At 43.6% G+C, this 21,026-nt stretch carries 15 protein-coding genes; 6 read left to right on the top strand and 9 right to left on the bottom strand.

The window, feature by feature from the left end; genetic code table 11:
• Positions 1–542 precede the first annotated feature (542 nt).
• Together MKX59_RS03485 and MKX59_RS03480 are read right to left on the bottom strand one after the other, a co-directional pair.
• Positions 543–2,456, bottom strand: coding sequence for a stalk domain-containing protein (locus MKX59_RS03485; protein WP_028542110.1), 1,914 nt, complete (start codon positions 2,454–2,456; stop codon positions 543–545).
• Positions 2,457–2,504: 48 nt separating this feature from the next.
• Entirely contained in the window at positions 2,505–3,749 is a 1,245-nt protein-coding gene (locus MKX59_RS03480; RefSeq protein ID WP_076156367.1) for a S1C family serine protease, read from the bottom strand.
• Positions 3,750–4,108: 359 nt separating this feature from the next.
• On the opposite strand from MKX59_RS03480, the gene MKX59_RS03475 reads away from it, so the two are divergent.
• Positions 4,109–5,734 carry a nitrite/sulfite reductase gene (locus MKX59_RS03475; protein WP_076156371.1) on the top strand — a complete coding sequence of 542 codons (1,626 nt, stop codon included), beginning with the start codon at positions 4,109–4,111 and terminating at the stop codon, positions 5,732–5,734.
• Between the two features lie 112 nt (positions 5,735–5,846).
• Here MKX59_RS03475 and MKX59_RS03470 read toward each other — a convergent pair whose 3' ends face one another.
• From MKX59_RS03470 to uvrB, 3 genes are all read right to left on the bottom strand, one after another.
• Positions 5,847–7,058 carry a hypothetical protein gene (locus tag MKX59_RS03470; RefSeq protein ID WP_076156374.1) on the bottom strand — a complete coding sequence of 404 codons (1,212 nt, stop codon included), beginning with the start codon at positions 7,056–7,058 and terminating at the stop codon, positions 5,847–5,849.
• A gap of 412 nt (positions 7,059–7,470) precedes the next feature.
• Positions 7,471–10,332 (bottom strand): excinuclease ABC subunit UvrA, encoded by a 2,862-nt coding sequence (gene uvrA / locus MKX59_RS03465; RefSeq protein WP_023990603.1) that lies wholly within the window; start codon positions 10,330–10,332, stop codon positions 7,471–7,473.
• 172 nt (positions 10,333–10,504) lie between these two features.
• A complete protein-coding gene (gene uvrB, locus MKX59_RS03460) occupies positions 10,505–12,496 on the bottom strand; it encodes an excinuclease ABC subunit UvrB (RefSeq protein ID WP_023990604.1) in 1,992 nt (663 codons plus the stop codon).
• 208 nt (positions 12,497–12,704) lie between these two features.
• Here uvrB and MKX59_RS03455 point away from each other — a divergent pair, with 208 nt between their 5' ends.
• Complete coding sequence (locus tag MKX59_RS03455) at positions 12,705–13,532, top strand: flagellar motor protein (RefSeq protein WP_028542113.1); 828 nt, start codon at positions 12,705–12,707, stop codon at positions 13,530–13,532.
• Positions 13,516–14,331, top strand: a complete 816-nt coding sequence (locus MKX59_RS03450; protein WP_013312222.1) for a flagellar motor protein MotB — start codon at positions 13,516–13,518, stop codon at positions 14,329–14,331. The genes MKX59_RS03455 and MKX59_RS03450 overlap by 17 nt, the downstream gene beginning before the upstream one ends.
• A gap of 236 nt (positions 14,332–14,567) precedes the next feature.
• Here the strand turns inward: MKX59_RS03450 and MKX59_RS03445 are convergent, their stop codons facing one another.
• Together MKX59_RS03445 and MKX59_RS03440 are read right to left on the bottom strand one after the other, a co-directional pair.
• On the bottom strand, positions 14,568–14,795 hold the full coding sequence (locus MKX59_RS03445; RefSeq protein ID WP_023990607.1) for an aspartyl-phosphate phosphatase Spo0E family protein: 228 nt from the start codon (positions 14,793–14,795) through the stop codon (positions 14,568–14,570).
• 232 nt (positions 14,796–15,027) lie between these two features.
• Positions 15,028–16,410: a DNA-binding protein gene (locus tag MKX59_RS03440; RefSeq protein ID WP_076264620.1), complete on the bottom strand. Its 1,383-nt coding sequence runs from the start codon at positions 16,408–16,410 to the stop codon at positions 15,028–15,030.
• A gap of 256 nt (positions 16,411–16,666) precedes the next feature.
• Here MKX59_RS03440 and MKX59_RS03435 point away from each other — a divergent pair, with 256 nt between their 5' ends.
• Positions 16,667–17,038, top strand: coding sequence for a helix-turn-helix domain-containing protein (locus MKX59_RS03435; RefSeq protein WP_076264483.1), 372 nt, complete (start codon positions 16,667–16,669; stop codon positions 17,036–17,038).
• Positions 17,039–17,136: 98 nt separating this feature from the next.
• Here MKX59_RS03435 and MKX59_RS03430 read toward each other — a convergent pair whose 3' ends face one another.
• Positions 17,137–18,534, bottom strand: coding sequence for a helix-turn-helix domain-containing protein (locus MKX59_RS03430; protein WP_340857621.1), 1,398 nt, complete (start codon positions 18,532–18,534; stop codon positions 17,137–17,139).
• A 296-nt stretch (positions 18,535–18,830) separates the two neighbouring features.
• Between MKX59_RS03430 and MKX59_RS03425 the strand changes: the two genes are divergently transcribed.
• Together MKX59_RS03425 and MKX59_RS03420 are read left to right on the top strand one after the other, a co-directional pair.
• Positions 18,831–19,406, top strand: coding sequence for an RNA polymerase sigma factor (locus MKX59_RS03425; protein WP_076264485.1), 576 nt, complete (start codon positions 18,831–18,833; stop codon positions 19,404–19,406).
• Positions 19,378–20,514 carry a DUF4179 domain-containing protein gene (locus tag MKX59_RS03420; protein ID WP_076264486.1) on the top strand — a complete coding sequence of 379 codons (1,137 nt, stop codon included), beginning with the start codon at positions 19,378–19,380 and terminating at the stop codon, positions 20,512–20,514. Before MKX59_RS03425 ends, MKX59_RS03420 begins: the two co-directional genes overlap by 29 nt.
• Before the next feature lie 72 nt (positions 20,515–20,586).
• Here the strand turns inward: MKX59_RS03420 and MKX59_RS03415 are convergent, their stop codons facing one another.
• The gene (locus tag MKX59_RS03415; RefSeq protein ID WP_075154836.1) at positions 20,587–20,946 is read right to left on the bottom strand and encodes a hypothetical protein; all 360 of its coding nucleotides are present in this window, start codon (positions 20,944–20,946) and stop codon (positions 20,587–20,589) included.
• Positions 20,947–21,026: the final 80 nt, after the last annotated feature.

The raw sequence follows: 21,026 nt of genomic DNA, 5'->3' as shown, positions 1-21,026 counted from the left end.
GTACCAGACTGCGCCCCAAGCTTCTACACTTTCCAAGCGATTCCTCGTAAAAATCTCTTACTAAAACATAAAAAACACCCCCATTCCCGTCAAACGGTACTTTGGAGGTGAAGAATCATATAAAACAAGAGGAACAACATAGTAAACAGTGCTATCCAGCAAGAAGCCAAAGGGGATGAAGACTAGGCAACTTAGACGCGCTAGTAGGCCTAAGCCTTTTAGAAAAAGGCATCCTTGTCGTGATACCAGCGTACTAGCCATGAATCCAAGAAAAGGCGTTCGCAGGTCTAAGTACCGTAAATAGCTGCCTTCGCTCTTCCCTGCTTACCTCACTCTTTAAAAAGATTGGAAATCTTATGGCGGGCGCCAGCGAAGCGGGCCATTTGAATCCGAAGAAGCGTCAGCGTTCGCCTTTGACCTGGGATTCTTACATATTAAATCACTTATACAATCCAAGAATCCCGGGTCAACAGCGATCGTAGGATCAAATGGCACGCGTAGCCTCTTCCCACCATACCTTGCCAATCTTTTACTTACACCTTCTACTTCACAAAATTAAACGAATTTAACGTCGAATCCAGTGCGTTAGACTGTACAGCCGTGTTGTTCGCATCATTCAATGTCGTTGTCACAGTATACGTTTTTCCATCACGTTCCAAAACCAATTGGTGGCCTGTGTAGCCAATGCCTTCCTCTGTACGATGGAATGTAAAGGACACTGCCGGAACACCAGCAAACGTTACGTCCTTAACTTCCTCAACTTTGAGGTTTTTATAGTTCTTTGCTTGCTTATCGTAGAAGTCCTTGAGCTGGGATACCGTTAGTTCAAATGATTGGTCGTTGTCGATTTTGACGGAAAAACGTCCTCCAGTAAACTGGTACTCTACATCGCCCAATTCAAATTGATCGCTAATCGCGGTCCAATATCGTGGGATATTCACCGTATATTCATAGGCTTTTGAAGTCTTTTTGACCGTTTTCGTTTTATCCGTCAAATAGTCGTCTTCTTCCAACTGTCCAAAGTTACTCGCTACGGTTTGAAAATCGATTTGAAGCGAGGAAATGAGCGCGTTGAACTGATCATTTCCTTTGCTTACTTTTTCAGGAACTGCGTATTCAGCCAAATAGCGGTATCCATTTTGCTGAATCAGCACATTGTACTCCTTGACCCAACCATCGCCAAAATTATAACGGTACTCCTGTACTAACCCTTGAACGCCTGCAACCGCCAGCGGATACGTCTTCTGTGCCTCATAAGCCGTGGACACAAAGGAATCGCTCAGCCATTTTTGCAGCTGCTGGCCCCAGTTCTCCAACTTTCCATCCGCTGGAGCTGAGGTTATTTTCACGCGGAAGCTCGATCCATCATTACTTTCATATTGCATCCGTTGATCGTCCATTTTCCAGCCTGCGGGTATGCTGAGTGACACACCGTAGTCTGGATTCCCGGCCTCGCGTGTGCCTCCTACAACAGTAGACAAGTCTTTAATACTTTTATCCTGCGCATTAAAGGAGGTCTTGAAGGAATTTAAAAGTCCTGCATACTGGGCCAGATCTTTATAATTCGTTGCTTTAGCATCGGAAAAATAAACTACATACAATCGTCCGTTGTCATAGTACTGACGATTTTCCCACAATACGCCGTCCCCATCCTTCGTAATGACACGAGCATAAGGTACCTTCGCTTTCGGGAAGGATTTTCGATCGATCACAGTTTCTCCCGTTTCCTTGGCTGCCTGCACTAATTGTTGCAACAGATCGTCCGCATTCAGTGGAACCGGCTGTGACGCTGTGTGCACCTCCATATAGTAGGCACTGTTCTCATCCATAAAAGTGGAGATACTCTCATCTCCACCTCCCTGACCGATGACGAGCCCTGTTGGATAGTTCATAGACCAGTCATAGTAACTGTTCCCGATCTGCGTCTTGCCCTCATCATTATCAATGTTCGGTGTCTCTTCAGCTACCGTGCCCGCCTCTTCTTGTGCTTCCATCCGAATAATGATTCCGGCACCTTTCTTCTCCAACTTACCGCCAAGCCCTTCTGCTACTTGACGCAGAGGCACCATGAGGATACCTGCTGACATTTCCGGTGGAGCTGGAAGTGTTACCTTGTGACCTCTCACCCATGCTGTACGGCTACCAATGGTCAGCGATACAACATGAGTTCCGCTGGTGATTTTAACCACATTATCTTCAGCCAATCGAATTTTGCTGTTAAATGCCTTTTTAAACACACCAGCCGGAACCATCAGTGCACCACTTTTGGAATAGGGCTTCGTGATATTTGCATTTTGGCCGTTTACGATGGCTGTATTGCTACCGCTTTGCAACCGCAATTCCAGCATGTTTTTATCTTGATCTGCTGCAACTGCTGGCAAAGCAGAAAGCAGAAGGGACAATGCGACAGCGCCGACCCCCAGCTTACGCATCATTTTTCTTTGAATATGCTTCACAGTAAATCTCCCTTTAGCTTTATTTTATAGATTCAAGAGCCGTTATTGTCACTTTCCAGTAGTTGCCCCTTGAGCTGGCTCCGATGTTTCCTTAGAAAGCGCTATGCCACCATCTTCAGCGGCTTCCGAACCGTTCGAATCTTCACCATCTTCTCCAGACTGAATGGACTCATAGATTTCACCATTATCCTGTGTCAGTACCAGCTTGCGCTTCACAATATCACCGTCCGACTGCATAAGCACATTCACCGTTTGACCCGGTTGATAGTTTTTAAGTAGCTCATTGACGTCAATGGCCGAAGCTACACGCTTACCGTTAATACTATACAGCTCATCGCCTTCCTTGATTTTGGCCTGAACGGCATTGGCTGAAGTAATTTTCGTAACTTTCAAAGGATCCTCGGTAGGTAATCCGACGATAGCTGACCAGCTCTCTTCCAGCCCTAGACCAAGACTGGCGCGCCGAACCTCTCCGTATTTGAAAAATTGGCCGATGACATATTTCACTGTATCCGACGGAATCGAAAAGCCCATATTTTCAATACCGACCGCCGAGAATTTCATCGTATTGATCCCGATAACCTCACCCTTGAGATTGACCAGTGGACCGCCGCTGTTACCAGGATTGATCGCGGTATCGCTTTGGATCAAACGATAAGCAGCATTGACACCGCGGTTCAGCCCGCTAACAACACCCGAGGTTGCCGAATTGCGAAGTGAAAAGGATATAGGCGTACCAATAGCCACTACCTGCTCACCTACCTGTAGACTGTTCGTTGAAGCTGCCAAGGTAGCGGGTTTGAGGCCGCTTGCCTTGATTTTGACTAATGCCAAATCACTGATCGGATCGCTGTAGCTGTCGGTGATTCCGTAAGATTTTCCGTCCGAGGTTACAACCACGGCATCACCTAATCCTTCGATAACATGCGCATTCGTCACAATCCATCCATCTGTACGAATGATGACACCCGTGCCGTGAGCCAGATTGTAGCGATCTCCTCCCGCTACGGTCTCTCCCGTGGCTGAACGGCCAATGATACCGACCACAGAAGGAGATACATTTTTAACAACCTGCGGCACACGATCGGCCGATAACGTATATGTACCAGTTGCGCTGTTATATGCGCCGCTGGTTCCTAATGCTTTATTCATATCGCTTACGTTAACATAGACCCCACCATTAATGACTTTGGCCTTTAACGCAGTTCCACTGCTAGCTGCACCTGCCGTTCCAGAAACACATAGAGCGCTGCCCAAAGCCAGAACAACTGCCCTTTTCCCCATCTTACGCATATACTCACCATTTCCTCTCTTACATGACCCTGTTCTATCAGTTAGTCCAAATCTACCATAGAGGGGACACGTATACAATCGCTTTAAGCCCTATCTTTTTCTAAAAGGCTCCGTTTGCTACATCCCTGTCCTCTCATGCTATTTATATTATAAATTTTCCAAATCCTTATATCAAAAAAATAAGCAAAAACGATAAATAATCGTTATACCAATTAGGTCATTCCTTCGTTTACGAGCATAACCAACTATGATACCATCACATTATATCTTAGTTTTATTGTCGGAAATAAAGAATAAAATCATGAGTCCTCTATCCAAAACACTAAAGTATAAATAAACACTTGAAGGAGGTTAAAAGAATGGCCTACGAACCAATCTGGAACGCTCATCCCGATAAGCTTAACAAATTCGAGTTGGTCAAACTGGAAAAGGACGGTCTCGACGTTATCCGTACCATTATCGAAAACTATGCCAACGAAGGCTATGACTCGATCTCTGCGGACGATATGGACCGTTTCAAATGGGCTGGGGTATATCAGCAAAAGCCCAAAGATGGTCATTTCATGATGCGGGTCCGCATCAACACAGGGATCATGACTTCAGCACAGGCACATGCATTGGCGGACATATCCGCGCTATACGGACGCGGTCTTGTGGATGTCACCACTCGCCAAGCGATTCAATTTCACTGGTTGACGGTCGAAAGCTTGCCCGATATTTTCGAAAGGCTGGAAAAAGTCAATTTGTATTCCTTTGAAGCCTGTGGAGACTGCCCGCGTACCATTGTCGGTAATCCGCTGGCTGGCATCGATCCCAATGAATTGGTGGATACCCAGGAGATTGTAGATGAAGTAAATCGTTTTTTCTTATTAAACCGAGACTTCTCCAATCTGCCGCGTAAGTACAAAATGTCTATCTCCGGTAATACGTACAACAATGCACAGGCTGAAATTAACGACCTGTCCTTCACTCCGGCCACCAAGATCCTCGATGGAAAAGAAGTGGTCGGCTTCCATGTGATGGTTGGTGGAGGTTTGTCCGCCAAGCCGCATATGGCACAGTCTCTGGATTTGTTTGTTCGTCCTGAGGAAGTTCTAAAGGTTGCTATTGCTGTCACCACCATTTTCCGTGATTACGGCTATCGGGAAAAACGGCATCATGCCCGCTTGAAGTTCCTGGTTGCCGATTGGGGCCCGGACAAATTTCTGGCTAAGCTCACCGAGCACATCGGTGAAATGCCCGGACGAGGCGAGGACAAAACGATTGGCTGGCAAGCCGCCTATTTTGACGGTGTGCATCCTCAAGCTCAAAAAGGTCTGAACTATGTCGGTCTGAACGTGCCTGTCGGTCGCCTTAGTGCTGACGAGTTGCATGAACTGGCCGAACTGGCTGACCGCTATGGCGATGGGCAGATTCGTACCACGATGTCGCAAAATATTTTGCTGAGCGGCGTGCCGAATGAGCAAGTGGATGAACTACTGGAAGCCCCCGTGCTGCAACGCCTGACACCACAGCCCAAGCATTTTATGAGCCGTACGGTATCGTGCACAGGAAATGAGTTTTGCAATCTGGCGATTGTGGAAACCAAAAAACGGGCGGTTGACGTCGCCGAGTATTTGGATCAGCACGTGCAATTGGATGAAAAGGTGCGCATTCATTTTATCGGTTGCCCGAATTCCTGCGGTCAAAAGCATATTGCGGACATTGGTCTGCAAGGCTCGCTCATAAAGACACCGGAAGGCTTGGTCGACGCGTTCGACATCGCTGTCGGCGGAGCGCTTGGAGCAGGCGCCCAGTTTAACAAAGCGCTCAAAGGTCGCGTACGCGGGGATCAGGTTGGACCTGTACTGGCAGAGCTCATTCTGTTCTACAAAGAAAACAGGAGCGCTGGCGAAAGCTTTTACGCATATGTACAGCGTGTAGGGATTCCGACTTTTCAGGAAAAGCTGTCTGCTATTTTACAGTCCAGCCACGTTGCATCCTAAATATAGAGTCTATTAACAGCCTGCTTGTATGACATATACAAGCAGGCTGTTTCTTATCCTCATGGAGCCCCGCAATATTGTTTCCCTCACTTTCATAAAAAAAGACACCGGATTACTCCGGTATCAATATTTTCGCAAAATCGAGTACTGTTGGCTTATGAGCGCCTGTTGTAGATGTCACCACCGCGTAGCCTGAAGGTATCTTATATATCAATCCCGTATCATACCGGATGCCGAAGGAATTATCCTCCTTATAATGAGTCCTCGTTTCCCACACCTTCGTACCGTTTCCTTTCAAGCCTGTAATGGTGATGCCATGCATCTTCGTGGTTTTACCCAGTGGATCATATTGATCACTGAACTGGACATACAACTGCTCCTCAGGCAGATACACCCGATCAGCCGCATAGTCCTCTGTATTACTAAATAATTGCAGACCATTACTTAGCACCTGTGTACGCTTGCTGTTTCCTTTAAGCCCTGTTACAGCAATATGACCACTCGGCAACTCACGTACTGCGGCAATTTCTTTACCTGATCCTAAGTCCAGATGGATGTCACGGATATCGCGACCATATACATCTGCTTGTACCCCAACGGGACCATCTGAGCTGTTCAAAAGCGCATAATATCCATTGTGACTGCCGACGAGCCAACCCGAGGTCACTCCGGCCGTCGTTCGATTCCATTGTATATCGCCAGTTTCAGTGTATTTGAGTACAGTGAAGGACTGCTCCGCAAGGTTTAGATAGGAGACCAGGAAACTGCCATCCTCCAGTGGCTCCAAACCAACCTGCGAATCCTGTCCATGAGATATCAAGCCATCTGTGGGTAATGTTTTGGACCACAAGGTGTTTCCATCCTCGTCCAATCGTGAAGCCTGCACATCTCGTATTCCGTTCGGTTTTGTATAATCAATCAGAAACAGCAATCCCCCATCCGGCGTCTCCCGCTGGACTCCACTGCTGCTTGTTCCGGGTTGTACGTTCAGATCCTGTTGATGTTTCCATACAGCCTCCACAGAACTGTCCAGCTTGCCATATGTGACGTGTACTACACTTGCTTCTGTATCGTCCTCGACGTTCAGCATAAAGAACCCACCATTCGCTGCGGGTTGAATGTAATTGTGAGCGTTTCCTAAATCCTTAATACTACCAATTGCCGCACTTGTTTCGATTTCGGCTTGTTTGGGCGCAAACGCCTCGGACACCTCGGAGGCATAGGACGGTGCAGCACTATATCCCATCAAACATGCCGCCAAAGCAGCTCCTGCTGCCCATGTATACACACGTGTACGTAAAACTCTACTTTGCTTAACCTTCAAGCGTTCCAGCTCCCTTCATGACTTCCTCAGAGATGTTGTATGAACCTCTTAGATGTGATAAAACTACAGACGGTTTCGCTTCAACTTGTAATGGTTGTCACGCGGGCACGGAACTTCGTATGATGCTATATAATCATGAGTTATATATTTACCTCTTCAAGCCCGAGCCTAAACATCCAAAACTCCAAAATTTAGAGACCACTCAGAGACTTTCTGTCGATGAATATACGTATATACTTATTATTCCAGCGCTTGGTAAACTATGTGTCACATGCTTTAACGCAGGAATTTGATAAAAGTTTTCTTTTTTTACAAAAAAAATAAAACCCTGCCAAGACGAAGGCAACAATACACTAGTTCGTATTCTGCCTTCCTGCCTGTGCAGGGGTTTTAAAACTATGCTAAACGGTATCTATAGATCGACTGTCTGAAGCGCTTGACTACGCTCTGTATCCCGTTCAAGGATCGGCTTTAAGTATCGACCTGTATAGGATTCTTCGACTTTCACGAGCTGCTCCGGTGTCCCGGTAGCCAAGATCGTTCCACCGCCACTTCCGCCTTCCGGTCCCAAATCAATTAGATAATCGGCTGTTTTAATCACATCTAGATTATGCTCAATGACCAGCACCGTCTCTCCTGAATCAACCAAACGATGCAGCACCGTCAATAATCGGTCAATATCGTGAACATGCAGGCCGGTTGTCGGCTCGTCCAAAATATAAATGGTTTTGCCCGTACTGCGACGATACAATTCGGAGGCTAGCTTCACACGCTGTGCTTCACCGCCAGACAAGGTAGTCGCAGGCTGACCCAGCTTGATATACCCCAAACCTACATCCATCAGTGTCTGGATCTTGCGATGAATCTTCGGAATATTTACAAAAAACTCCGTTGCATCCTCTACCGTCATCTCCAGCACATCGGCAATACTTTTCCCTTTGTATTTAACCTCTAGGGTCTCCCGGTTATAACGCTTGCCTTTACACACTTCGCATGGAACATACACATCCGGCAGAAAATGCATCTCAATCTTGATGATGCCATCGCCTCTACAAGCTTCACAACGACCTCCCTTAACGTTAAAGCTAAAGCGGCCTTTCTTGTAGCCTCGTACTTTGGCCTCGTTCGTCTGCGAGAATAAGTCACGGATATCATCAAATACACCAGTATACGTTGCAGGATTGGAACGCGGTGTACGACCAATTGGCGATTGATCGATCTCAACAACCTTTTCGATATGTTCTAGTCCGCGAATTTCTTTATGCTGCCCTGGACGTACTCTCGCACGGTTCAGATCACGCGCCAACGTTTTGTACAAAATTTCATTGACCAGCGTCGATTTTCCAGAACCAGATACACCAGTAACAGCTGAGAAAACACCCAACGGAATTTTGACATTCACATTTTTGAGATTGTTCTCCTTGGCTCCGCGAATCTCCAGCCATTTATCAGCAGGCTTACGTCGCTCGGTATTGACCGGAATGAACTTGCGTCCGCTCAAATACTGCCCGGTTAAGGAATTCGGGTCTTCCATGACTTCCTGCGGGGTCCCCTGCGACATGATCATCCCACCATGGATTCCAGCTCCTGGCCCGATATCAATGATATAGTCCGCCGCCATCATCGTATCTTCGTCATGCTCCACCACAATCAACGTATTGCCAAGATTCCGCATATGCTCCAAAGCACTAATCAGACGGTCATTATCTCGCTGATGCAATCCGATACTAGGCTCGTCCAAAATATAAAGCACACCCATCAGACTGGACCCGATCTGTGTCGCCAGTCGGATACGCTGTGCCTCACCGCCTGACAACGTGCCTGCTGCACGGCTTAAAGTCAGGTATTCCAGACCAACGTTAACGAGGAATCCCAGGCGGCTGTTAATTTCTTTTAAAATGAGATTGGCAATCGACTTCTCCTTCTCACTCAGCTCCAGTGTATGGAAAAAGTTTGAGGCTTCACCGATAGACAAAGCTGTCACAAAAGCTATATTACGCTCTTGAATGGTTACCGACAGGCTTTCTTTTTTCAGTCGGTGTCCCTTACAAGTGTTACATGGCTTTGCACTCATAAAGCCTTCAATAAATTCACGTATACCCTCAGAAGCCGTATCACGATAACGACGCTCCAGATTGGGGATAATCCCCTCAAAGGTCACATAGGCTTCCTTACGTTGACCAAAATCATTCTCATAGCGGAAACGGATCTTCTGCTCACCCGTTCCATGTAAAATGAGGTTCATTTGTTCTGTCGTCAATTGACTAACAGGAATGTCCTGTGGAATACCGTAGTGCTCGCATACTGACTGTAAAAATTGAGGATAATAAGTGGAAGTTCCACCACTCCAAGCCTGAAAAGCCCCATCCTCGACACTTTTTTCAGGATCGGGAATGAGCAAATCAGGGTCAACCACCATTTTAACTCCTAACCCATCACAATCCGGACAAGCGCCGAACGGACTATTAAAGGAAAACATTCTTGGAGACAGTTCATCTATGCTGAATCCACAAATAGGGCATGCAAAGTTGGAGCTGAACCGCAACTCCTCTTGCCCCATAATGTCTACAAGCAACTGCCCACCTGAAAGATTTAGTGCCGTCTCAATAGAGTCGGATAGACGCGCACGCACATCTTCCTTGACTACGATGCGGTCTACGACCACTTCAATCGAGTGCTTCTTATTCTTTTCCAGCTCAATCTTCTCAGACAATTCACGTAGTTCTCCATTCACACGTACCCGTACAAAGCCCTGCTTGGCTATATCCGTGAACAGTGTTTTATGTTCACCTTTGCGGCCGGATACCAATGGAGCCAGAATCTGAAGTCTTGTCTTTTCAGGATACTGCAAAATGCGGTCCACCATCTGTTCAACGGTCTGTGAAGTGATTTCAATGCCATGTTCAGGACAATGAGGATGACCCACCCGAGCAAACAACAACCGCAGGTAGTCATAGATTTCGGTAACCGTTCCGACGGTAGAACGCGGATTCCGACTTGTCGTTTTTTGGTCAATGGAAATGGCAGGAGACAGACCGTCAATCGAATCAACGTCTGGTTTCTCCATTTGCCCGAGGAATTGACGGGCATACGCAGACAAAGATTCCACATACCGCCGTTGCCCTTCCGCATAGATCGTATCGAAAGCCAGTGACGATTTACCTGAGCCGCTAAGCCCTGTCAGGACGACGAACTTGTCCCGTGGAATCGTCACGTCAATATTTTTGAGATTATGCGCGCGTGCGCCTTTGATGATGATGCTTTCATTCGCCAAATGTTTCATCTCCTTAGCCGTAGTTCACGTCATGCTATATCGCATTGGATTATCCCATGGAAGTGATATATCGCAAAGAGAACGACCACATAGGCCGCCCTCACTATTTTTAAAAGCAAAGCAATCAAACATTTTATTTTCATATGTTTTGCTTCTAGCTTATTCTCAATGTTTAATCAGCTCGCAACTCCAGCAAAGCATCACGCAGCTCGGCTGCCCGCTCGAACTGTAGGTTCTTAGCGGCGTCTTTCATCTCTGCTTCCAGACGCTGAATGAGTGATTGACGCTCCTTCTTGGAAAGTTTACCCGTCTCATTAGGAAGGTAATCATTCTTTGACTCTGCCACCTTGGTTGCTTCAATAACATCACGAATCTTTTTACGGATGGTTTGCGGGGTAATCCCATGTTCTTCATTATACTGAATTTGAATCGCACGACGACGTTCCGTTTCCTTTAGCGCTTTATCCATAGAATCGGTAATTTTATCGCCGTACATAATAACACGACCGTCACTGTTCCGTGCTGCCCGTCCGATCGTCTGAATCAGAGAGCGCTCAGAACGCAGGAAGCCTTCTTTGTCCGCATCCAAAATTGCAACCAGCGATACTTCCGGCAAATCAAGACCTTCCCGCAACAGGTTGATCCCAATTAGCACGTCGAAGGTCCCTAGACGAAGATCCCGCAAAATAGCCATCCGCTCCAACGTCTTAATCTCGGAGTGCATATACCGAACCTTGATGCCCACTTCTTTTAAATAGTCAGTCAAATCTTCAGACATCTTCTTCGTAAGTGTGGTCACCAGTACCCGTTCCTCACGTTCCATGCGAAGCCGTATCTCATTAATGAGATCGTCAATCTGCCCCTTGCTCGGACGCACCTCAATAATCGGATCAAGAAGCCCGGTAGGACGGATAATCTGCTGTACCATCGTTTCGCATTTCTCCATCTCATAGGGTCCTGGAGTAGCCGATACATAGACGATTTGACTTACCTTGTCCTCGAACTCTTCAAACTTCAACGGACGATTATCCAATGCAGATGGCAAACGAAAACCATGTTCTACCAGTACATTCTTACGTGCTTGGTCACCGTTATACATGGCACGAATCTGCGGCAACGTAACATGGGACTCGTCAATGACGATCAGCATATCATCCGGGAAATAATCCATCAGCGTATATGGTGTTGCTCCTCGCTCGCGGAATGTCAGTGGACCTGAATAATTCTCGACACCGGAACAAAAGCCAACCTCTTTCATCATCTCGATATCATAGCGGGTACGTTGTTCCAAACGTTGCGCCTCTAACAGCTTCCCTTGCTCCTTCAACTCCGCTAACCGCTCTTCAAGCTCACGTTCAATGTTGACCAATGCTACCTTCATCGTATCCTCATGAGTAACGAAGTGAGATGCCGGGAAAATGGCAATATGATCACGTTCACCGATCAATTCACCCGTAAGCACATTAATCTCGGTAATTCGTTCAATTTCATCCCCGAACAGTTCTACACGTATAGCGTGTTCCCCTTGGGAAGCCGGGAATATCTCGACAACATCCCCCCGTACACGGAAAGTACCCCGCACGAAGTTGATATCGTTCCGCTGATATTGAATATCGACCAAGCGGGACAAAATCTGATTGCGGGGTTTCTCCATGCCGACTCTAAGCGAAAGCAGCAAGCTTGAATATTCTTTCGGGGAACCCAAACCATAAATGCAGGAGACACTCGCTACAATAATAACGTCACGACGCTCAAACAGAGAGCTTGTCGCTGAGTGGCGAAGTTTATCAATCTCCTCATTGATGCTGGAATCCTTCTCAATATACGTATCGGAAGACGGAATGTATGCTTCCGGTTGATAGTAATCATAGTAGCTGACAAAATAATCGACTGAGTTATTCGGAAAGAACTCTTTAAACTCACTCGCCAGTTGAGCAGCCAAAGTCTTATTATGTGCAATAACCAGCGTAGGCCGATTCAACTTGGCAATGGTCTGTGCGATGGTAAACGTCTTACCTGTTCCCGTAGCACCCAATAGCGTTTGATGCTTCTTTCCTTCTGCAATTCCCTCTACCAATTCAAAAATGGCCTGAGGTTGATCGCCTTGAGGTTGGAATTCCGACTGAATTTCAAAAGTCTTATCGCTAACAACGATATCACTCATTGCCCTGCATCACCCTTATCGTCTAAAATGGAAACATCATGATTTTACACCAGTCGAGCTTTAACGTCTTTACCTGTAACTCTATGTCGATATTTCCCGAGCAATGATACTTGGGAAATATGGTTGGATAAGAATGTTTGTTCCCGTATTATACCTCTTTCTTACCGTGGATGCAAACGATAAGTCTTGAATAGGAGTGAATTAAATTTTGGATATCACCATCGTATTGGGCATCATCGCCGGAATCATAGCATTAATCGGTGGCTTCTTATGGGAAGGCGGCGAATTTACAGGGCTGCTTCAAGGTACATCGGCTCTAATTGTATTTGGGGGAACTTTCGCCGCAGTTGTGATCAGCTACCCAGCTTCCAAGCTGAAGACGATCCCCACCGCTCTACGGATGGCATTTAGCCGTGAGGACAATCCTACGAAGCAATATATAGAAGATTTGGTTTCCATGGCGGCCACCTCACGCCGATCCGGTGTGCTTGCGCTAGAGCGTACTTCATCAGAGCATCCGAATGCATTTTTGCGTGAAGGTCTTCAGTTGGTCATCGACGGCACCGAGCAGGAGCAGATCAAACAGATTTTAGAGCTTGAGTTAGATGCCATTGAACACAAACATGAAGGGTACGCCAAAATATTTGAATCCGCAGGCGGTTATGCCCCTACGATGGGAATTATCGGTACTGTCATGGGCCTGATCCATGTACTGGGCAGCCTGACCGAGCCTACTGCGCTTGGTCCGTCTATTGCTGTTGCTTTTATCGCAACACTATACGGCGTTGCTAGCGCCAACCTGATCTTCCTGCCCATCGCATCCAAAATAAGAGCAGCCAGTGAGAGTGAAATTATCACAATGGATTTGCTGCTGCAAGGTATTCTGGCTATTCAAAACGGAGAGAATCCAAAGCTTGTACGCAAAAAGTTGGAGTTCTTTATCCGCTCAGAGCAAAATATAGATCACAAACCGCCTCGTCGCTCACGCACAGAGGACGCTTCTCCAAAGGAGGACTTCCATGAGAGCGCGCGGTAAGCGCCGTGGGGGTCAAGGAGGCGGCGGAGACCATCGTGACCGCTGGATGATTACCTATGCCGATCTGATCACCCTGCTGCTCATATTTTTCGTTGTGATGTATGCCATGAGTAGTCTGGATGCTAAAAAATACGATGTCGTTGTTCAATCCCTCCAGGATACGTTCCACAAAGGAGATTCTATTTTGGAGCAAGGCTCGGGCATTACAGGTACTGCTGATCGTTACACCAGCAAGAATCCACCCACGACCAAGCAACCGGCAGCCGATAAAAAGGAAGCTGGATCGACAAAGCTCACCGAACGTGAACAAGCATTTCGCACGCAGGAAAAAGAGCTGCAAAATTTAATGGGTGTCATTCAAGAATATATTACTGATAACAAACTGGAAAACCAGATTTTTGTGTCAGATCAGCCGCGTGGTATTGTCATTACGCTGAATGACCGCTTTTTATTCGATCAAGGTAGAGCTGCACTCAAACAAGGCTCTGCCAACACGCTATCCAAGTTGGCCAGTCTGTTTCGAGATTTGAAAACACCAATTAGCATTGAGGGCCATACGGACAACATTCCGTTTACGCGCTCCTCGAACTCATCGACGTATAAGGATAACTGGGAGCTTTCCGGCGCACGGGCACTATCTGTACTCCGATTCTTTCTCGACAGAGAGCAACTTTCACCCTCAGGATTTCAGTATGCGGGTTATGCAGATACCCGGCCGGTTGGTGACAATAGCACCGAAGCTGGACGACAAAAAAACCGCCGTGTCGAAATCACCGTACTACGCCAGCTTCAACAGTAAAACCCAAAAACCTCCTGAGTCACGCAATAACGTGAATCGGGAGGTTTTTTTGATACATATTCATCATTAATACATGGCTTCCGCTCTGATGTAGACGCAGAACAATAAACCGTACGAACAACATGTATAAGAGCGGCGTACGAGATGCAATAGAGATTATTTTGTTTATTCTATATCCCACTATGTATTAGAAGCCCTGGTGAAGTTAGGTTTTATCTTGTCATGATACTTGAAGATTAATAAGATAGGACAAGCTCGTGTTGCTTCTCTTGTATTTGTGAACTTTGGGGTATGCTCTGTTGTCTGCGATAGCTATATTTCCAGTCACTGTATTTATTAAGGAGTCGATCCAACTCCATGGACTTGATTAACACCCGCCGATCCTTCAATCCCACCTCATTCGCCAAATCATTTAGTTCCTTCCGCTTTTCTTCGATGCATTCCTCCAATTGTTTCCATTTCACATCAATAAACCTCCTGTTCGGTGTGGTATTTACATTAGTTTACAAGCTGATACCTTCCCTACAGGTTAAAAATATAATAAAACCCAATTCATCCCTTTAACGGGGAGAATCAAAAAACCAGCCTCAGTAAGGCTGGTTTTTTGATGACTATTAACCTCCTGCACCATGTCCAAAAACAACAATGTTATGAGAGAATGCTAAAAAGCTAAAAAAACCCATAATCAGCATGTATTTAAGGTTTTTTACTCGCATTGATTAAAACCTCCTCCATGATACCTTCATATTCTGATTTTTGGTCTTTTGTTGCTTTGTTTCTAAACCTTTCAAATAATGCTGTACAAATCATAAACTTTTCTTTACTGCTGATTTCCAGACATTTCTTCAAGCTTTTTAAAACATAATAGATGCCTTTTTCATGGGAAAGGTTATTAAACATATATATGGCCAGTTGGTAACACAAATCAGCATAAGTGTCATAACTAAATGACTGTTTATAGTAGCTGGCTTTCATAGATAATTCATTATTAAATGAGGCCAATTCATGAGAAAACTGTTGGAGAATATGTTCAATTAAAAAACCGTGCTTGTTAGCCGACTCAACTATCGTTAATAAACCCAACAAAATCTCGGGTGGGTTATTTTTCAGAAATTGAATATACATTGGTAAACTACTTGTATCACCCATAAGAATTTTCAAGCTAAGTTGATTAGCATTTGCCCAAAGGGTGAACTTTTGTACTTCTTTTTGTCCAATTTCCCCTAAATCTTCAAACCAACTCAGATCAGCATAGCCAGAAATATACTTCATGGCCTCCTCATATCTTTCTTGTTTTTCCAATGCAATTCCCTTCATCAAATAACCTTGACCATAGTAGACAACTAAATGTCTTTCAGTTTTCAATGTAGAATTCTTTTTATTAGTTTCTCTACTTTTACATACAATAGTTGTAAGCGCTCTTAATTCATCCGCATAACGCTCCGCTTCTTTCCATTGATGCAAATTGTGATAAAGATTTAACAGTTTAAGCAAACCATCTAAATGATATTCTAAGGGTACCCGATTTCTAAAGGGTACAAATCTTAGGGCGGCCTCCAAATTTCTTTCCATACTTTCACTAACAGAGATTGAAAAAATTCTATAATGACTAATTGCCAACCTCTCTGAATGTTGGTATTTCTCATTTTCAATGACACATTCATAGAAAGGAATTGCCTCTTTTAACTTCCCTTCTTCATAAAGCTCCTCTGCCAAAGCAAAGATTGTTGGAATGTGGTTAAGATCTTCCATTAAGCGTGAGAGCACTTTCTCCACGCATCGCAAATTTCCTACTTCAACACAACGAATCAGGAACGGCTTGACCCTTTTCCAATGTGGTCTTCCATCATAAAAACATTCATCCACATACAGGTCATACAACCAGCCTTCTGGATAATTAAAGGCTTTGGTAATCAAGTCCATTTGTCTTACCGAGATAGGTTTAGGCGGATTGCCGTTAAGCATAGCACTAAATATGCCCCGGTTAAGCCCCGTAGCTTGTCCAAAACTATTAAAAGTGTAGCCACCTAGTTTTAATTCTTTCTCAATTTCCGAACGGATCGTGGTTGCATTTTCCAATAAAAACACCCCCGGCGTATTCAGAGGATTTTAAAAAATCACCCTCCTCGACAATCAATTACAATATACTAGAAATTATATGAATAAATTGGATGACGGTCAACCCCTTTTCTACACTGTTTTATTATATTATGGAATTTGATGTTTATTAAAATAGTTCTTACAAGAACTAAATATCGAATAATTAAGGTAATTTAATTACCTCCACGCTTAATCCAGCTTTGTCTACACTCATACTATAGGAGTGTGGGTGTCTATGGAAACAACCAAACTATTAGGAACGAAAATCCGTCAATTTCGAAAATTGCGGGGTATTACACAAGAACAGTTAGCAGAAGCATCCGATTCAACAGGTTCCTATATCGGCAAGTTGGAGCGCGGTGAGGTCAATGTACAAATTAAAACTTTGGAGAAAATAGCCGAAGCGCTAGACACCAATGTATTTGCATTTTTTGATTTTAATCCTTTTAAAGAACTCAAAAGTCAGCCCTGGATATGGGAATGCGTTCATATCCTTTCCCAGCAGAATGAAGCGGATCAGAATAAAGCTTATCGTATTTTAAAAGAACTGTTTACCTCTTCAGAGCGTGAGCTTTCTGAAAATAACTTCGATGATTCAGGCAACTAACTAAAAAATTAACTTTTTCCCGAGTAGTCATACACGTAATATGTCAAAAGGACTATATAATTTACTTAGAGTAGTAGATTATATAGCCCTTTTGTATTCTAAAAAGTCATTTCCTTGATATTGTTCTCCACTGCTTTAATCACTTTTTCATATTCTGTCCGTTGTTCATGTGTCGAATGATCCTTATATTTCTCAAACAACAACGTGATAGACTTGATATAGTAAGCCTTATCGTTTAACTGTGAAGTTGCCTTTAAACTATTCAGCATACAGTCTATTGCCTCAGAATAGTTCCCTTTATTAAAATAGTAGCGACTAAGCTCAAGAAAAAAACGGGAATAGTTTGCTAGATTATAATTCGTCTTGTAATAAGAAATATTTGTACGTAAGTCTCTAAACTCATTAATATTCTCTCCAAAAAGAATTAAATATTCGTCTATCATATAATTATAAGTATTGGCAGACTCTAATATGGTTAGTAACCCAAGTAATATTTCCTGAGGATTATTCCTAATAAGTTCTACATAGGCAGGTAAATTAGTCATATCTCCCATCAGAATTTCTAAATTCAAGCGGTTTGCTTCCGCCCACATTTCAAATTTCCGTGCCTCTAACATACCAACCTCATCTAGACCTTCAAAATCAGTTAAATTTGCATAGTAGGGGATGAACTCCATAGCTTTTTTGTATAACCCCTGTTTCTCGTAGGCATTCCCCTGCGTTAAATAGGCTTGACCATAATAGACGATTAGATGTCTTTCTGTATTTAGAGGCTTAACTTCACGTTTTCTTAATCTAGCCTGAATCTGCTGCTGATAAATATTTGTGGCAATTACCTCAAGTTCTCTTGTATATCGTATAGTTGTCTCACAATCATCAACTTGGTAGTACACATTTGCCAGCTTTAATAAAGCATCCAATTGATGAGATTCAGGCAAATTTTTGCGATAAGGAGCAAATTTTATAGCTTGTTGACGATTATTCTCTAAATCTTTGTTTAAAGAACAAGAAAATAGCCTAAACTGGCTGATTGCCAACCGCTCGGAATGATGGTACCTTTCGTTCTCTACCACACACTCGTAAAAGGAGATCGCTTCCTTTTCCTTGCCTGCTTCGTGCAGTTCTTCTGCAAACTCAAATACTGTTGACACATAAGATAAGTCCTCGGTTAGTCTCGACAATACCTTTTGAATACACTCCTTCCTCCCCAACTCCACACAACGCAATAAAAAAGGTTTGATCCGTTTCCAGTGCCCTTTCCCCTCGTGAAAGCATTCATCTATGTATAACTCATACAACCAGCCTTCGGGATACCCTAATGCCTTGGTAATCAAGTCCATCTGCCGAACGGAGATGGGCTTGGGTGGATTACTGTTCAGCATGGTACTGAATGTACCACGGTTAATACCGGATATTTTACTAAAGCTGCTAAATGTATATCCCCTCTGCTTTAGTTCGGTCTCTATCTTCGAGCGGATCGTAGGTGTATGTTCCATTTCAATCCCCCTCAATATAGTTTCAGACATATCGTAAGTCATACTTAGCATGTGATTTCGACCATAAGAACTTCATTTCATTACAAAATAACTAAAATAGTGAAATATATAGTCTATAAAGTCATTTTATTTTATGATGCCTTAGAAAGAAGCCTTTTTTTTACGAATTCCGTGATAATTGAAAAGTTGAATGAGGTACATCTGGAGAAGCATTAAAAGCAAACTTCAAGTTTTTTTATTTGAATGTCACAAATGTATATCTTTTTCAGTTATATAGGCAGAAGGGAGGGACGTTAATGGAAAAGCTAAATACAGATAATCAAAACGCAGATATCAATCTTGTCATAGAGCAGGTCCAAGCAGGCGACAAACAAGCATACACACATATCATACGGCGTTATCAACAACAGATCTTTTTATATTGCTACTATTTACTTAAAAATCGGGAAGAAGCGGAAGATGCTGCTCAAGAAATATTCATTAGAGGGCTAGAACATATACATCATTTTGTGCCTACCGTCTCTTTTTCAGCTTGGCTTTACAAAATCGCTCAAAATCATTGTACTGACCTATTAAAAAGAAACGCTAGAACATTCAAGTCCTTCATTCAGTACAAACTGAATCTAAAGCAACAGCCAATACACGAGTATACAAATTTAATTCACGAGTTACTGGATCAGCTAACATTAAAAGATCGACAGATTTTATTATTACGTTCGCTTGAGGATTACAACTACGAAGAGATTGCTACAATTATGGGACTGAAATCATCCACGATCCGAAAAAGATATGAGCGGCTCCGTAAAAAGCTAATCGACTACAATGAAAAGGGAGGAAAAACATATGAGCATTCCTTTAAAATCGGAAGATAAAGAAATCGAGCACTTACAAAAGCTTATTCGGAATACCCCTTTCCAAGTGGATTTAATTGATAAAACTATGGAACGCTATAATACAATGAAAACAAGACGCTACAAACGCTCTAACTCCCGTTCGAAAAGGGTTCGCAATACCTTTCTCGGAACCTCCGCTGCACTTGTAGTAGCGTTTGCACTTGTCGTTAGTACTGGATTTATTTCACCAACAATGGCTGCTTCCTTGAAACAAATTCCAGGTATAGATTCTATATTCCAGCTTGCTGGTGATATTGGTTTACAAACAGCAGACGAAAAAGGGCTAGTATCCAAACCAAATCTTAGTGATACTCACGATGGCCTGACTCTCAGCGTACCAGAGGTCATGTTTGACGGAACACGTGTATCCATTGCCTTAGAACGACAAACCACTGACAAAAGATTTACAAAAGAAACAGTATCATCACTGATCAACGATATAATACTTACTATTAATGGGAAAGAAATAAACTCTTATGCACCTGCTAATACAAGCAACTCCATTGATCCTTATATGATTCCTGGAAAAAGCTCCAACTCAGTAATTATACAGTTCTCAGATTTACGTAACCAGGGGGGAAAATCCTTTCCAGATAAGTTTGATTTAACGCTTTCCATGCCCGTGGCAGGGGTTCAGCAACCGTTCAAAATTCATATCCCTGTCGAGAAGAATACTAAAAACAACATAGTACAGACACCTGGCCTCAAGCGCCAGTATGAGAAAATTCATTATACATTGGAAAAGATTGAGCTGACCCCAATTACAACTAATATAACTACACGTATTGAATTACCCAAACCCCTAAAAATCTCTACTTTACCTTTAATAAGTTATGAACTTTATGATGATAAGGGAAATGAAATAAAACAAATCGGGGGCAAAGGTTGGAGTGCAACAGACGGTAATGTTCTAATGACTGATTCTCAGTTTGAACCCTTTATATCCCCTCCAAAAGTTATTACTATTAAAGTTTATAAATACATTTTTAAAGAAGGGAATAAAAGTAAGTTTGAATTGGATAAGGACGGTAACCCAATAAAGGAGTATTTCCCTGATCTAGAGATCAGCTTACCAATAAACTCATAAAAATAGCTGTCGAGAGGAATCTCGACAGCCTCAGTGAAGAAAGTGAAAGTATATTTCTCTTTCTTCACTAGCTTATCTTTTAACTATAAATGTATAAACCCCTAACTTGTCACCATTAGATTTATATGCCGCCACTTGGGCTGTACCATATCCAATAACTGTAGCTTTATTGCCAGTGAGCTTAATAACGTTACTTCCATACAAAAGCATCCAGTTTGAACCTTCCATGTAGTAGTCACTTCCCATACCAAGAGGTACTTCTGTATCTTGCAGTTTAATAGGTGCCTTTTCTCCGTTAGCAGGCACAAATGTTACTTTCACTGTGGCAGGAGCTCCAACAGATATTGTTGAACTTACTGGTGAAGCCGAGGCTACTCCCCCTAAAGATAAAGCTAACGCGGAAATTGATAGTGCTAAGATCGCTTTTTTCATTTGTTATTTCTCCTCTTTAAGTATTTTTACTGATTAAACATTAGACTTCCAAGTAATTGTAGACAGTAGACATCACCAAA

Origin of the sequence: Paenibacillus sp. FSL R7-0340, from assembly GCF_038002205.1 — a bacterium.
GTDB lineage: Bacteria > Bacillota > Bacilli > Paenibacillales > Paenibacillaceae > Paenibacillus > Paenibacillus polymyxa_B.
Note: the sequence above shows the minus strand (reverse complement) of the source record. Positions and strands in the feature narration are given on the sequence as shown.

What these genes read in the sequence shown, in the direction of transcription:
- MKX59_RS03480 (WP_076156367.1), bottom strand. Translation starts at nt 3,749, where the DNA reads ATGCGTAAGATGGGGAAAAGGGCAGTTGTTCTGGCTTTGGGCAGCGCT.
- MKX59_RS03475 (WP_076156371.1), top strand. Translation starts at nt 4,109, where the DNA reads ATGGCCTACGAACCAATCTGGAACGCTCATCCCGATAAGCTTAACAAA.
- uvrB (WP_023990604.1), bottom strand. Translation starts at nt 12,496, where the DNA reads ATGAGTGATATCGTTGTTAGCGATAAGACTTTTGAAATTCAGTCGGAA.
- MKX59_RS03450 (WP_013312222.1), top strand. Translation starts at nt 13,516, where the DNA reads ATGAGAGCGCGCGGTAAGCGCCGTGGGGGTCAAGGAGGCGGCGGAGAC.
- MKX59_RS03435 (WP_076264483.1), top strand. Translation starts at nt 16,667, where the DNA reads ATGGAAACAACCAAACTATTAGGAACGAAAATCCGTCAATTTCGAAAA.
- MKX59_RS03430 (WP_340857621.1), bottom strand. Translation starts at nt 18,534, where the DNA reads ATGGAACATACACCTACGATCCGCTCGAAGATAGAGACCGAACTAAAG.
- MKX59_RS03425 (WP_076264485.1), top strand. Translation starts at nt 18,831, where the DNA reads ATGGAAAAGCTAAATACAGATAATCAAAACGCAGATATCAATCTTGTC.
- MKX59_RS03420 (WP_076264486.1), top strand. Translation starts at nt 19,378, where the DNA reads ATGAGCATTCCTTTAAAATCGGAAGATAAAGAAATCGAGCACTTACAA.
- MKX59_RS03415 (WP_075154836.1), bottom strand. Translation starts at nt 20,946, where the DNA reads ATGAAAAAAGCGATCTTAGCACTATCAATTTCCGCGTTAGCTTTATCT.